General features: G+C 63.3%; 11 protein-coding genes. 8 read left to right on the top strand and 3 right to left on the bottom strand.

Going from position 1 to position 13,904, the window contains the following annotated elements:
* The first annotated feature begins 37 nt into the window (after positions 1-37).
* From QQK95_RS17810 to QQK95_RS17775, 8 genes are all read left to right on the top strand, one after another.
* Positions 38-688, top strand: coding sequence for an RNA-binding protein (locus QQK95_RS17810; protein ID WP_010913321.1), 651 nt, complete (start codon positions 38-40; stop codon positions 686-688).
* Positions 685-3,267: a translation initiation factor IF-2 gene (gene infB, locus QQK95_RS17805; protein ID WP_284275016.1), complete on the top strand. Its 2,583-nt coding sequence runs from the start codon at positions 685-687 to the stop codon at positions 3,265-3,267. Before QQK95_RS17810 ends, infB begins: the two co-directional genes overlap by 4 nt.
* A 173-nt stretch (positions 3,268-3,440) precedes the next feature.
* A complete protein-coding gene (rbfA, locus tag QQK95_RS17800) occupies positions 3,441-3,896 on the top strand; it encodes a 30S ribosome-binding factor RbfA (protein WP_284275015.1) in 456 nt (151 codons plus the stop codon).
* Entirely contained in the window at positions 3,896-4,873 is a 978-nt protein-coding gene (gene truB / locus QQK95_RS17795; RefSeq protein ID WP_284275013.1) for a tRNA pseudouridine(55) synthase TruB, read from the top strand. Before rbfA ends, truB begins: the two co-directional genes overlap by 1 nt.
* A gap of 43 nt (positions 4,874-4,916) precedes the next feature.
* The gene (gene corA / locus QQK95_RS17790; protein ID WP_284275011.1) at positions 4,917-6,011 is read left to right on the top strand and encodes a magnesium/cobalt transporter CorA; all 1,095 of its coding nucleotides are present in this window, start codon (positions 4,917-4,919) and stop codon (positions 6,009-6,011) included.
* A 78-nt stretch (positions 6,012-6,089) separates the two neighbouring features.
* A complete protein-coding gene (gene rpsO / locus QQK95_RS17785; protein WP_269465810.1) occupies positions 6,090-6,464 on the top strand; it encodes a 30S ribosomal protein S15 in 375 nt (124 codons plus the stop codon).
* A gap of 399 nt (positions 6,465-6,863) precedes the next feature.
* On the top strand, positions 6,864-9,011 hold the full coding sequence (gene pnp / locus QQK95_RS17780) for a polyribonucleotide nucleotidyltransferase (RefSeq protein ID WP_199652011.1): 2,148 nt from the start codon (positions 6,864-6,866) through the stop codon (positions 9,009-9,011).
* Between the two features lie 86 nt (positions 9,012-9,097).
* On the top strand, positions 9,098-10,108 hold the full coding sequence (locus tag QQK95_RS17775) for a class I SAM-dependent methyltransferase (protein WP_284275005.1): 1,011 nt from the start codon (positions 9,098-9,100) through the stop codon (positions 10,106-10,108).
* Positions 10,109-10,114: 6 nt separating this feature from the next.
* On the opposite strand, the gene QQK95_RS17770 is transcribed toward QQK95_RS17775, so the two are convergent.
* The 3 genes from QQK95_RS17770 to fabB all read right to left on the bottom strand — a co-directional run bounded on the left by QQK95_RS17770 (position 10,115) and on the right by fabB (position 13,880).
* Positions 10,115-11,659 (bottom strand): putative bifunctional diguanylate cyclase/phosphodiesterase, encoded by a 1,545-nt coding sequence (locus QQK95_RS17770; protein WP_284275003.1) that lies wholly within the window; start codon positions 11,657-11,659, stop codon positions 10,115-10,117.
* 165 nt (positions 11,660-11,824) lie between these two features.
* Positions 11,825-12,628, bottom strand: coding sequence for an enoyl-ACP reductase FabI (gene fabI, locus QQK95_RS17765; RefSeq protein ID WP_284275001.1), 804 nt, complete (start codon positions 12,626-12,628; stop codon positions 11,825-11,827).
* A 31-nt stretch (positions 12,629-12,659) separates the two neighbouring features.
* Positions 12,660-13,880, bottom strand: coding sequence for a beta-ketoacyl-ACP synthase I (fabB, locus tag QQK95_RS17760; RefSeq protein WP_284274999.1), 1,221 nt, complete (start codon positions 13,878-13,880; stop codon positions 12,660-12,662).
* Positions 13,881-13,904 lie beyond the last annotated feature (24 nt).

Here is a 13,904-nt window from a genome sequence, read left to right as displayed (position 1 = left end):
GTGAAACCGCATCGCACACAACCCGCCCTTGGACGAGATGAACGATCGCACCTGCATCGTTACCCGCAAGCAGGCCGAACCGGATGAACTGATCCGGTTCGTCGTCGGCCCGGATTCGGCCGTCGTTCCCGATCTCAAGAGAAATCTGCCCGGCCGCGGTTGCTGGGTGAGCGCCGACCGCCTACATATCGACAAGGCGGCGGCCAAGAACCTTTTTGCCCGCGCCTTCAAGGCACAGGTGGTCGTGCCGCCGGATCTTGGCGGCATGGTCGATGGGCTGCTTTCCAGATCCGCTCTGGGCATGCTGGGTCTCGCCCGCAAGGCAGGCGCAATTTCTCTTGGCGCAACCAAGGTTGAGAGTGCCGTGCGCGGCGGGCTGGCGCTTTTCGTGCTCCACGCGACCGAAGCATCGGACGATGGCGTACGCAAGATCAGTCAGGCGCGGCGGGCGACCGTCCATATTGGCGGCCCTTCCATCCTTGCCTACAAACTTTTCTCCGAGGCCGAGTTGAGCTTGGCATTGGGGGGTACAAATGTGATACATGCTGCCGTCCTCGCGGGAGACGCGGGTAAGGCGGTCCAGAAGCGCATGGTTGCGCTCGACCGGTATCGGGGCGGTACCCCGGACGATCTGGCAATGCTTGCGGCCGTTGCTGACGAAGATGAGGCCGCAGAGGATATGGAATGAGCGATACGAAATCGGGCGACGACAAGACGTTGAGTGTTACACCGAAGAAGACCTTGACGCTGAAGCGCCCCGGCATGGAACAGGGCACCGTGCGCCAGAACTTCTCGCATGGCCGTACCAAGTCGGTCGTGGTCGAGACCAAGAAGCGCAAATTCTCCCTGCCCGGCGACAAGCCGGAGCCGGTTGCGGCCGCCCCTGTGCCCGTCTTCACGCCGAAGCCGCCGGTCGCCGCGGCCCCTGTCGTGCAGGAAGCGCCGAAGGCTGCGCCTCCGCCTCCCCCGCCGGCTCCGGTCGAGCGCAGCGGCATGGTGCTGAACGAACTGTCGCGCAGCGAAATGGAAGCCCGCCGCAGGGCGCTGGAAGGGTCCAAGGTCCGCGAGGTCGAAGACCGCCAGCGCGCCGCCGAGGAAGCCAAGCGCCGGGCCGAGGACGAAGAGCGCCGCAAGCGTGAGCGCGAGGAATCCGCGCGCCGCCAGGCCGAGGAAGAGGCGCGATTGCAGGCCGAGGCCGAATCGCGCCGGCGCGCCGAGGAAGAAGCACGCCGCCGCGCGCCCCTGGCCGCGGAACTGGCAACGGCGGACGAAGAAGAAGAGGTCAAGCCGAAGCGGGCTGGCGCCGGCGCGCCTGTGCGCCGCCTGGTCACGCCCGAAGTGGCGCGTCCGGCCAAGCCGACCAAGGGCGAGGAAGATCGTCGCCGCGGCAAGCTGACGCTGAATTCCGCGCTTTCCGACGAGGATGCGCGGGCCCGTTCGCTGTCGTCGATGCGTCGCCGCCAGGAGAAGTTCAAGCGCGCGATGCATAATGAGCCGCGCGAGAAAGTCATGCGCGAAGTGATCCTGCCCGAGACCATCACCATCCAGGAACTGGCGCAGCGCATGTCCGAACGTGCGGTCGATGTGGTCAAGTTCTTCATGAAGCAGGGTCAGATCCTGAAGCCGGGCGACGTCATCGACGCCGACACGGCCGAGCTGGTCGCCACCGAATTCGGCCACACGGTCCGCCGCGTTGCCGAGTCCGACATCGAGGAAGGCCTGTTCAACATCGCCGACAACGCCGAGGACCTTGTGCCGCGTCCGCCGGTCGTGACCATCATGGGCCACGTCGACCACGGCAAGACCTCGCTGCTCGACGCCATCCGCAATGCCAATGTCGTCTCCGGCGAGGCCGGCGGCATCACCCAGCATATCGGCGCCTATCAGGTCGAGAAGAACGGTCAGAAGATCACCTTCATCGACACGCCCGGCCACGCCGCCTTCACGGCGATGCGTGCTCGCGGCGCCCAGGCCACCGACATCGCTATCCTGGTGGTGGCGGCCGACGACAGCGTCATGCCGCAGACGATCGAATCGATCAGCCATGCCAAGGCGGCCGGCGTTCCCATCATCGTGGCCATCAACAAGATCGACAAGCACGACGCCGATCCGCAGAAGGTGCGTTCCGAACTGCTGCGCCATGAGGTCTTCGTCGAATCGATGGGCGGTGAAGTCCTCGACGTCGAAGTGTCGGCGACCAAGGGCATCAATCTCGACAAGCTGCTCGAGGCGATCCTGCTGCAGGCCGAAATCCTCGACCTGAAGGCCAATCCGGACCGCACCGCCGAAGGTGTCGTCATCGAAGCGCAGCTCGACAAGGGCCGTGGCCCCGTCGCCACCGTGCTGGTGCAGACCGGCACGCTGATGCCGGGCGACATCCTCGTCGCCGGCAACGAATGGGGCCGCGTTCGCGCTCTGGTCAACGATCGCGGCGAGCAGATCAAGGAAGCGCCTCCGGCGATGCCGGTCGAGGTGCTCGGCCTTCAGGGAACCCCGCAGGCTGGCGACCGCTTCGCCGTGGTCAACAACGAGGCCCGCGCCCGCGAGATCACCGAATATCGTCAGCGTCTGGCGCGCGAGAAGGCGGTGGCCAAGCATGCCGGCCAGCGCGGCTCGCTCGAACAGATGATGTCGCAGTTGCAGACGAGCGGGTTGAAGGAATTCCCGCTGGTCATCAAGGGCGACGTGCAGGGTTCGATCGAGGCGATCAACGCCGCGTTGGACAAGCTCGGCACCGACGAGGTGCGTGCGCGCATCGTCCATGCCGGCGCCGGCGCCATCACCGAAAGCGACGTCTCGCTGGCGGAAACGTCCGGTGCGGCAATCATCGGCTTCAACGTCCGTGCCAACGTGCAGGCACGTGCCGCGGCCGCGGCCGCGGGCATCGAAATCCGCTACTACTCGATCATCTACAACCTCGTGGATGATGTGAAGGCGGCTTTGTCGGGCCTGCTGTCGCCGGAGCGTCGCGAGACCTTCATCGGCAATGCCGAGATCCTCGAGATATTCGACATCACCAAGGTCGGCAAGATCGCCGGCTGCCGTGTCACTGAAGGCAAGGTCGAGCGCGGCGCGGGCGTGCGCCTGATCCGCGACAACGTCGTCATCCACGAAGGCACGCTGAAGACTCTCAAGCGCTTCAAGGACGAGGTTTCGGAAGTCCCCGGCGGCCAGGAGTGCGGCATGGCCTTCCAGAACTACGAGGACATGCGCGTCGGCGACATCATCGAGTGCTTCCGCGTCGAGATGGTGACCCGGACACTCTGAGTTCGCGTGATTTGTCCATGCCAGGCGGTGGTCGAACGACCGCCGCCTGGAGTTTATTGTGAAATTGCGCATCGTGCTTTTCGAAACCGAATTCGATTTCGGGCCGATGCGTTGACATATGAGATATGTGGCACGGTCCTATCCCGCGCCCCACGCTTTCAGGATTGAGAAAAATGCCCCGTCCAACCACATCCAGCCCTTCCCAGCGTATGCTGCGCGTTGCCGAACAGGTGCGCCATGCGCTCTCCGAAACCTTGCAGCGCGGCGAGATCATCGATCCGCTGATCGAAAACACCGTTGTGTCGGTCTCGGAAGTGCGCATGTCGCCCGATCTGAGGGTTGCCACCGCTTTCGTCTCGCCGCTCGGCGCAAAGGACACCGACGCCGTTGTCGAGGCGCTGAACAAGCATGCGAAATTCGTCCGGGGCCGTGTCTCCGGCGCTTTGCGGCAGATGAAGTTCATGCCGGAGTTTCGCTTCAAGCTCGACACATCCTTCGACAATTTCGCCAGGATCAACGATCTGCTGAAGTCGCCCGAAGTGGCACGCGATCTCGATGCGGACGACGACAAGGCCAGGGATGACGGGGCCAAAGACGACAAGGCCAAAGACGACAAGGACGGGGAATAATGGGGCGCCGCGGCAAGAAGAAGGGCCGGCCGGTCTCCGGCTGGGTGGTGCTGGACAAGCCGGTGGGCATGGGCTCGACCGAGGCTGTGTCCAAGATCAAATGGCTGTTCCAGGCGGAAAAGGCCGGCCATGCCGGCACGCTCGATCCGCTGGCTTCCGGCATGCTGCCGATCGCGCTCGGTGAAGCCACCAAGACCGTTCCCTATGTGCAAGACGGCGCCAAGATCTACCGCTTCACCGTCGCCTGGGGGCAGGAGCGCTCGACCGACGATCTTGAAGGGCCGGTGACGAAGAGTTCCGACCTGCGTCCGGCGGAAGGTGAGGTCAGGGCGCTGCTGCCGAAATACACCGGCGTCATCATGCAGACGCCGCCGCAGTTCTCGGCCATCAAGATCGCGGGCGAACGCGCCTACGACCTCGCCCGCGAAGGCGAGACGGTCGACATCCCCGCGCGCGAGATCGAGATCGGCCGCCTCGAAATAGTCGAACACAACGCCGACCACACCGTTTTCGAGGTCGAATGCGGCAAGGGCACCTATGTGCGCTCGCTGGCCCGTGACATGGGCCGCGATCTCGGCTGCTTCGGCCATATTTCCGATCTGCGCCGGGTCGAGGTCGAGCCGTTCACGTCAGAGGATTTCGTCACCATCGCCGAACTCGAGGCGGCCCGCTTCGGCGCGCCGGGCGAAGACAAGCCCGAGCCTGCCGACGATGCCGATGCAGTTGATGTGCCGATAGACTTCAGCGCGATCGACGCGCTTCTTGTCGACACGTCAGCGGCGCTCGACTGCCTGCCGCAGATCGCCATCAGCGACGATGCGGCGACCAAGATCCGCCTCGGCAATCCGGTCATCATCCGCGGCCGCGACGCACCCGTGGAGGCGGAAGAAGCCTGCGCGACGGCACGCGGCAAGCTGGTTGCCATCGGCGCGATCGAACAAGGCATGTTCAAGCCCAAGCGGGTCTTTGCCGGCTGACGGCTCTCGGCTAACTTCACGTCGACTCTACGCTCGAGGGGACATGGCAATGGCCGAGGCGGTGAAAAAGCGGGCGCCGGTGAGGACGAGGCGGCCGCCGGTCGGCGCTTCGCCGGGCACGCTGATTGCCGATCCGGCGGCGCGACGCTCCGAATTGCGGCTGACCTTGATCTCGCCGCAGAAGTTCAAGACCATCGACAACGCCAGCATCGATGACGTCAATGCCAATTGCGACAAATGGCCGGTCATCTGGCTCGACTGTACGGGCCTCGCCAACATCCAGCTGATCGAGGAGATCGGCCGCATTTTCAACCTGCATCCGCTGGCCCTGGAGGATGTCGTCAACACCGGCCAGCGGCCGAAGGTCGATTTCTTCGAAGACCACGCCTTCGTTGTCGTCAGGATGATCGACGATGTCACCGCCCACCGCTACGAACAGATAGCCGTCTTCTTCGGCAAGAACTTTGTCGTCACCTTTCAGGAGCGGGAGGGCGATCCGTTCGACCCCGTGCGCAAGCGCATCGAAAGCTCGATGCCCAACCGGTTGCGTGCTCGCGGTGCTGACTATCTTGCCTATGCGCTGATCGACGCCATCGTCGACAGCTATTTCCCGCCGATCGAAGCGGCCGGAGAAATGGTGGACAGCATCGAGGACGAGATGCTGCACACGCCGCACAAACACCAGATGCGGCAGCTGCATGAACTGCGGCGTGATGCCAACGTGTTGAAGGGCGTGCTTTGGCCCATGCGCGATGCACTGGCGACGATGATCCGTAACGACGTGCCCTTTGTGAAAGCCGAGACCAAGGTCTTCCTCAACGACACGCTTGATCATTCGCTGCGATTGATCGAACTGGTCGAAAATCAGCGAGACATGCTGACCGGGCTGATCGAGATGCATCTGTCGCTGAGCCAGGCGCGCACCAACGACGTCATCAGCTATCTCACCATCGTCTCGGTCATCTTCATGCCGCTCACCTTCCTGGTCGGCGTCTGGGGCATGAATTTCAGTCCCGATACCTCGCCATGGAACATGCCGGAGCTGCGGGCCTACTATGGCTATCCGGCGGCACTCGTCTTCATGCTGCTTGTCGCTGTCGGCCTGATTGCCTTCTTCAAATGGAAGAAATGGCTTTAAAGGCGACAAAACTTGCCATTTGGAGCTGAAAAGCCGGCTTGGTGAATTGGGCTGGTGTTTTGCCGGGAATTGCACTATATGCGCCGCAGCATAGCGCCACGACGCTTTGCTTGCACCGGCCCCTGCTGGACGACATCCCGGCTGAGGGCGACCCGTTTCCTCAAACAGATAAGGAAAAACACGATGTCGATTACTGCCGAGCGCAAAAAGGAATTGATGGGTGAATTCGCGACCGCCAAGGGCGATACCGGGTCTCCGGAAGTCCAGGTGGCCATCCTTTCCGAGCGCATCAAGAACCTGACCGACCATTTCAAGGACCACAAGAAGGATAACCATTCCCGCCGTGGTCTGCTCGCTCTCGTGTCCCAGCGCCGCAGCCTGCTTGATTACCTCAAGCGCAAGGACGACGCGCGCTATCAGACACTGATCGAGAAGCTCGGTCTGCGCCGTTGACGAATTGACCGGCGGGCTCTCTCAAGGAGTCCGCCGGTCGCGCATTCGAGCACCGGACCAATCCGATCTCGAATGCAGGACTGGAGCGCCGCGCACCCCATCCGGGTGCCGGACGGACGCTCCGAAAAGTTGAATTGCGCATGACGTGTTCCGTAAACCGGGGTCATGCGCGGGCCGGTCGATCGATTGGCCATATCCGGCTTCGAGCGCGCAGAGGGCCACTCGGAGCCACCCATGGACGGTCATGGGGCAGGATTGCAGGACGCTCGCATGGCCACCGTGCCGACAGACCCGAGCCTCCCGTTGTCTTGCCCGTGGCTGCCCGAGAAAGGAAGCCAGAGGAAAGGGCACCCGCGCACGCTGAAACGGCGCGGCCCTTCCTCATACAAAGGACAAGACATGTTCAATCAGCACAAAGTGGAAATCGAATGGGGCGGTCGCCCGCTCATCCTCGAAACCGGCAAGATCGCCCGTCAGGCTGACGGCGCTGTGCTCGCCACCTACGGCGAGACCAAGGTTCTGGCCACCGTCGTTTCGATGAAAGAGCCCAAGCCCGGCCTCGATTTCTTTCCGCTGACCGTCAACTACCAGGAAAAGACCTATGCCGCCGGCAAGATCCCGGGCGGCTATTTCAAGCGCGAAGGCCGTCCGAGCGAAAAGGAAACGCTGGTTTCGCGCCTCATCGACCGCCCGATCCGTCCGCTCTTCGCCGACGGCTACAAGAACGACACGCAGATCGTCGTCACCGTCGTCCAGCATGACCTCGAGAACGATCCGGACATCCTGTCGATCGTCGCCACCTCGGCCGCGCTGACCCTGTCGGGCGTCCCCTTCATGGGTCCGGTCGGCGGCGCGCGCGTCGGCTACATCAACGGCGAATACGTTCTCAACCCGCATATCGACGAAATGCAGGAATCCAAGCTCGACCTCGTCGTCGCCGGCACCGCCGACGCCGTGCTGATGGTTGAATCGGAAGCCAAGGAACTTGGCGAAGAGCTGATGCTCGGCGCTGTCATGTTCGGCCATAAGGGCTTCCAGCCGGTCATCGACGCCATCATCAAGCTGGCCGAAGTTGCCGCCAAGGAGCCGCGCGACTTCACCGCGCCGGACTATTCCGCGCTCGAAGCAGAGATGCTGAAGATCGTCGGCGACGAGCTTCGTGAGGCCTACAAGATCACCGACAAGCAGCAGCGCTATGCCGCCGTCGACGCCGTCAAGGCGAAGGTCAAGGCAGCCTTTGCTCCTGCCGAAGGCGAAGAGCCCAAATACACCTCCGAGCAGATCGGTTCGGTGTTCAAGGAACTCCAGGCCAAGGTCGTGCGCTGGAACATCCTCGACACCGGCTCGCGCATCGATGGCCGCGACCTGAAGACGGTCCGCAAGATCGTCTCCGAAGTCGGCGTCCTGCCGCGCACCCATGGTTCGGCGCTGTTCACCCGCGGCGAGACGCAGGCGCTGGTCGTTGCCACGCTCGGCACCGGCGAAGACGAGCAGTATGTCGATTCGCTGACCGGCATGTACAAGGAGAAGTTCCTCCTTCACTACAACTTCCCTCCCTATTCCGTCGGTGAGACCGGCCGCATGGGTTCGCCGGGCCGCCGCGAAATCGGCCACGGCAAGCTCGCCTGGCGCGCCATTCGTCCGATGCTGCCGAGCGCTGACCAGTTCCCCTACACGCTGCGTGTCGTCTCGGAGATCACCGAGTCCAACGGCTCGTCCTCGATGGCCACCGTCTGCGGCACCTCGCTGGCGCTGATGGATGCCGGCGTGCCGCTGGCCAAGCCCGTTGCCGGTATTGCGATGGGCCTGATCAAGGAAGGCGAGCGCTTCGCCGTGCTCTCCGACATCCTTGGTGACGAGGATCACCTCGGCGACATGGACTTCAAGGTTGCCGGCACCGCCAACGGCATCACCTCGCTGCAGATGGACATCAAGATCGAGGGCATCACCGAGGAGATCATGAAGATCGCGCTGGACCAGGCCAAGGACGGCCGCCAGCATATCCTCGGCGAAATGGCTCATGCCCTGACCGGCGCCCGCCCCGAACTCGGCGAATTCGCGCCGCGCATCGAGGTCATGCACATCCCGACCGACAAGATCCGCGACGTCATCGGTTCGGGCGGCAAGGTCATCCGCGAGATCGTCGAGAAGACCGGCGCCAAGATCAACATCGAGGACGACGGCACGGTGAAGATCGCTTCCTCGAACGCCAAGGAGATCGAGGCGGCGAAGAAGTGGATCCACACCATCGTCGCCGAGCCGGAAGTCGGCGAGATCTACGAAGGCACGGTCGTCAAGACCGCCGACTTCGGCGCCTTCGTCAACTTCTTCGGTCCGCGTGACGGCCTCGTCCACATCTCGCAGCTCGCCAATGAGCGCGTTGCCAAGACCTCCGACGTCGTCAAGGAAGGCGACAAGGTCTGGGTCAAGCTTATGGGCTTCGACGAGCGCGGCAAGGTCCGCCTGTCGATGAAGGTCGTCGACCAGGCCACCGGCAAGGAAATCGTGCGCGATAAGAAAGCCGAAGGCGAAGAAGACGCCGCCTGAGCGATCTGACAGAAAAATCGAAACGGGCGCGGCTTATGTCGCGCCCGTTTTCGTTTGGAATTGCGTAAGAATCCGGGAGCACTTCCATGTCCGCTGAAGCGCTGAAGACGCTTTTCCATCCGTTCGAGGCCGAGGCTCTCTCCTTGCCACGAAAGGACGAGCGCATTCTCTTCCTCGGTGCCGAGCCCGGCCTGCGCGTGCCGCCGGGTTTCGAGGCCACGCTGCACCTCGTACAGGGCTTCCGGCCGCATTTCCGCGCATTGCAGGCGGCGGGCTTTGCCGTCACGCCGCGAACCGAGGGGGATGGTTTTGATGCCGCCCTCGTGCTCGCGGGCCGTCACCGCGGCCAGAACGAACTGCGTATCGCCGAGGCCCTGGAGCGCGTGGCGCCGGGCGGACTTGTCGTGGTCGCCGGTGGCAAGGACGACGGCATTGCCAGCTTGCGCAAGCGCGTCGACGAGCTCGTGCCGCTCAACGGCCATATGCCGAAATATCACGGCATCGCCTTCTGGCTGCGCCGCCCGGCGGATATGCAGGCCGCCGCCACGCTTCGCGCCGCCAATCCCGCCTTGCTGATCGAGGAGCGGTTCCACACCGCACCCGGCATGTTCTCCTTCGATCGCGTCGATGCGGGTTCGAAACTGCTGGTCGACAACCTGCCCGGTGACCTGCGCGGCAGTGCGGCCGATTTCTGCGCCGGTTGGGGTTATGTCGCGGCTGAGATGGTTGCCCGCTCGTCAGGCCTGTCTGGTCTCGATCTCCATGAGGCTGATTTCGACGCGCTGGAGGCGGCCAAGGGCAACCTCGCCAACACAGTGGCGCAAGGCTTCTTCTGGACGGATCTGCTCGCCGAGCCTGTCGAGCGCCGCTACGACGTCATCGCCATGAACCCGCCCTTCCACCGCAGCCGTGCGGCCGAGCCGGAGATCGGCGCCGGCATGATCCGCGCGGCGGCCAAGGCTTTGAAGCCGGCTGGCAGGCTGTTCATGGTCGCCAACCGCCAGCTTCCCTACGAGCCCGTGCTGTCGGCCGCCTTTGCCAGCCACGCGGAGCTTGCCCGCGACGGCATGTTCAAGGTGTTTTCCGCTCGGCGTTGACTTGCCTCAATGCAGGTTGGCGACGCGCCGGACCTCGTCGGTCGCGTGCTCGTCGCCAAGCCTGAACTTGAGCGGCGCCGGCCGGCCGAACAGGTAGCCTTGCACCACCTCACAGCCGGCGGCCCGCAACAGTGTCGCCTGGCTCTCGGTCTCGACACCTTCGGCAATGATGCTGACGCCGAGCGCCCGCGAAAGCCCGACAATGGTCGAGACGACCGCGCCGGAGTTGGAATCGGTATCGATGCGGCTTACGAAGGAACGGTCGATCTTCAGCTTGCCGAACGAGAAATCGATGAGGTAGCTGAGGTTGGAATAGCCGGTGCCGAAATCGTCGACGGCAACGGAGATGCCCATGTCGGCAAGCTCTTTCAGGATGGCGGCCGCGCGGTCGCGGTCCTGCATCATCGCCGTCTCGGTGACTTCCAGCTCAAGCCGCGACGGCTTGATGCCGGTGGCCCGCATGGTGTCGCGCACGATGCCGACGAAGTCCTTGGTCATGAACTGAACCGGCGAGATGTTGACGGCGACGAAGCAGTCGTCAGGTAAATGGCGGGCGTCGCTGCAAGCCTTGCGCAGAACCCATTCGCCGATCGGGTTGATCATGCCGGTTTCCTCGGCGATCTGGATGAACTCCATGGGCGGGATCATGCCGCGTTCGGGATGGTTCCAGCGGATCAGCGCCTCGTAGCCGATGATGCGGCCGGTCGGCAGGTCGAGCTGCGGCTGATAGTGGAGGTCGAAGTCTCCGCGCTCGAAAGCGGTGTGCAGTTCGGATTCGACCCATTGGCGATGATCGGCGACACGCCCCATCTCGCTGTCGAACACCGACCAGTTGCCGACCCCGCCGGCGCGCGCATTCTGCAGCGCCAGATTGGAGCGGCGCAGGAGAAGCACCGGATCGACGCCATCCTTGGGCATGGCCACGATACCCACCGACAGGCTCACCGATTGCTGATGGGTGCTCAGCTCATAGGGCTCCATCATTTCGTCGATGAGCCTTTCGACCATGCTTTCCATCGTTCCCTGGATCTGATGATCCGCAAGCAGCACCGCGAACTCGCCGGCGCCGATACGTCCGATCACGGCCCGTGCGGGCACGCAGGTCTGCAGCCGCTTGGTGAAGGCGCGGATCAACTCGTCGCCCTGCGTATAGCCGATCGCGTCGTTGATCTGCTTGAACCGGTCGATGTCGATGTCGATCAGGAACACCGGCTCTCCGGTCCTGCTCGTCGCGCATGCCGCCTCGGCGATCTTGCCGACCATCGCCGGGCGCGCCAGCAGCCCGGTCAGCTTGTCGAAATGGGTTTCGTTGAAGACGAAATCGGCTGATTCATCGACGCCGGCGAAGAACGACATGGCCGCCACCGACGCCGCCAGCGCGCAAAGCGCGGCCATGATTGCGACCATCATGTCCATCGATATGCCGGCAAACCCGTCGCCGAGACCGTGCTTCAGGCCCCAGATGCCGAGGACAAAACTGCCAATGCCCGAACTTGCTATGGTGAGCAATCGGAACACCGGTGTTCGCTTCGGGTTGCTGACGGCTGGCATTCAAAGGTCCCCAGATTGCGGGACTCTATAGCGGAAATCCTCTTAAAATGAGTTTCCGCGAATGTATTCAATTTTACTGGAGAAGATTATTTTCTTTACTGGAAAAGGGCCATTTCCCCGAAGCAATTGCCCAAAACGTATCGCCTCGATCCGTTTCAGGGTCAGTTAACCATCCGTCTGCTTCAACTCGTCGAGCGTCGGCATCGAGACGATGTGATAGCCGGAATCGACATAGTGGATTTCGCCGGTGACGCCCGAGGATAGGTCGGACAGCAAATAAAGCGCGGAGCCGCCGACCTCGTCGATGGTCACCGTGCGGCGCAACGGCGAGTTGCGCTGCTGGTAGGAGAACATGTGACGGGCGTCCGAAATGCCGGCGCCGGCGAGCGTGCGCACCGGGCCCGCCGAGATGCCGTTCACCCGGATGCCGCGCGGACCGTAGTCGTTGGCAAGGTATCGCACGCTGGCCTCGAGGCCGGCCTTGGCGACGCCCATGACATTGTAGTTCGGCATGACGCGGACCGAACCGGCGTAAGTCAGCGTGATCATCGAGCCGCCTTCCGTCATCAGTGCCGCGGCGTTGCGGGCCACTTCGGTGAAGGAGTAGCAGGAGATCACCATGGTGCGGACGAAATTGTCCCGGCTGGTGTCGGCGTAGAGGCCCTTCAACTCATTCTTGTCGGAAAAGCCGATGGCGTGGACGACGAAGTCCAGTCCGCCCCATTCCTTGCCGAGCGTCTCGAACGTCGCGGCGACCGAAGCGCTGTCCTCGACATCGCAGGGAACGACCAGCGAGGCGCCGAGCTTGTCGGCGAGCGGCTTGACCCGGCGGCCGAAGGCATCGCCCTGGTAGGTGAAGGCGAGCTCCGCCCCATGCTCGGACAATTTCTGGGCAATGCCCCAGGCGATCGAATGATCGTTGGCAACACCCATGACAAGCCCGCGCTTGCCCTTCATCAATCCGTCCATGGCAGGCAATCCTTTTAGAAAACCGCTGGCCTTATGCGGAATAGCGCTGGAAAACGAGCGTTGCGTTGGTGCCACCGAAACCGAAGGAATTTGACAGGACGGTATCGATCTTGGCGTTGTCGATGCGCTTGCGTACGATCGGCATGCCCTCGAATTCGGGGTCGAGGGTTTCGATATGGGCGCTTTCGCCGATGAAGCCGCCTTGCATCATCAGGATCGAATAGATGGACTCCTGAACGCCGGCCGCGCCCAGCGAATGGCCGGTCAGCGACTTCGTCGAGGTGATGAACGGCATCTTCTCGCCGAACACCTCGCGGATGGCGCCCATTTCCTTGGAATCCCCCACCGGCGTTGAGGTGCCGTGGGTGTTGATGTAGTCGACCGGCGTGGAAACCGTCGCCAGCGCCTGGCGCATGCAGCGGACCGCGCCTTCGCCGGAGGGGGCCACCATGTCGTAGCCGTCCGAGGTCGCGCCGTAGCCGACGATCTCGGCGTAGATCTTGGCGCCGCGCGCCTTGGCATGCTCGAGCTCCTCCAGCACCAGCACGCCGGCGCCGCCGGCGATGACGAAGCCGTCGCGGTTGACGTCATAGGCGCGGGACGCGGCCGAGGCCCTGTCGTTGAACTTGGACGACATGGCGCCCATGGCGTCGAACAGGTCCGACATCGTCCAGTCGAGATCCTCGTGGCCGCCGGCAAAGACCATGTCCTGCTTGCCCCACTGGATCAGCTCGTAGCCATTGCCGATGCAATGCGCCGAGGTCGAGCAGGCCGACGAGATCGAATAGTTGACGCCGTGGATCTTGAACCAGGTGGCCAGCGTTGCCGACGCGGTCGACGACATCGCCTTCGGCACGGCGAAGGGGCCGATGCGCTTGGGGCTGCCGTTTTTCAGCGTGGTTTCGGCCGCCTCGACGATGGTGCGGGTGGAGGGGCCGCCCGAGCCCATGACGATGCCGGTGCGCTCATTGGTGATGTCGCTTTCGCTCAAGGCGGCATCGGCGATCGCCTGGTCCATGGCGACGTGGTTCCAGGCAGCACCTTGGCTCAGGAAGCGCATCGCGCGGCGATCGATCATGGCGGAGGGGTCGAGCGTCGGCGCGCCCCAGACCTGGCAGCGGAAGCCGTGCTCGGCAAAGGAATCGGAAAAGCTGATGCCGGATCTGGCGTCATGCAGCGAGGTCTGCACCTCGTTGGCATTGTTGCCGATCGACGACACGATGCCGAGGCCTGTGACTACGACACGTCTCATTCGCAACTCCTTCCAGGGATGCTG

Origin of the sequence: Mesorhizobium huakuii (genome assembly GCF_030160235.1) — a bacterium.
Lineage (GTDB): Bacteria > Pseudomonadota > Alphaproteobacteria > Rhizobiales > Rhizobiaceae > Mesorhizobium > Mesorhizobium huakuii.
This window is presented reverse-complemented; position numbering and strand designations above follow the sequence as displayed.

Excerpts from the sequence above, each read along its gene's own strand:
- rpsO (WP_269465810.1), top strand. The coding sequence starts at position 6,090 with ATGCGCCGCAGCATAGCGCCACGACGCTTTGCTTGCACCGGCCCCTGC.
- fabI (WP_284275001.1), bottom strand. The coding sequence starts at position 12,628 with ATGGACGGATTGATGAAGGGCAAGCGCGGGCTTGTCATGGGTGTTGCC.
- corA (WP_284275011.1), top strand. The coding sequence starts at position 4,917 with ATGGCAATGGCCGAGGCGGTGAAAAAGCGGGCGCCGGTGAGGACGAGG.
- pnp (WP_199652011.1), top strand. The coding sequence starts at position 6,864 with ATGTTCAATCAGCACAAAGTGGAAATCGAATGGGGCGGTCGCCCGCTC.
- rbfA (WP_284275015.1), top strand. The coding sequence starts at position 3,441 with ATGCCCCGTCCAACCACATCCAGCCCTTCCCAGCGTATGCTGCGCGTT.
- infB (WP_284275016.1), top strand. The coding sequence starts at position 685 with ATGAGCGATACGAAATCGGGCGACGACAAGACGTTGAGTGTTACACCG.
- fabB (WP_284274999.1), bottom strand. The coding sequence starts at position 13,880 with ATGAGACGTGTCGTAGTCACAGGCCTCGGCATCGTGTCGTCGATCGGC.
- QQK95_RS17810 (WP_010913321.1), top strand. The coding sequence starts at position 38 with ATGAACGATCGCACCTGCATCGTTACCCGCAAGCAGGCCGAACCGGAT.
- QQK95_RS17770 (WP_284275003.1), bottom strand. The coding sequence starts at position 11,659 with ATGCCAGCCGTCAGCAACCCGAAGCGAACACCGGTGTTCCGATTGCTC.
- truB (WP_284275013.1), top strand. The coding sequence starts at position 3,896 with ATGGGGCGCCGCGGCAAGAAGAAGGGCCGGCCGGTCTCCGGCTGGGTG.
- QQK95_RS17775 (WP_284275005.1), top strand. The coding sequence starts at position 9,098 with ATGTCCGCTGAAGCGCTGAAGACGCTTTTCCATCCGTTCGAGGCCGAG.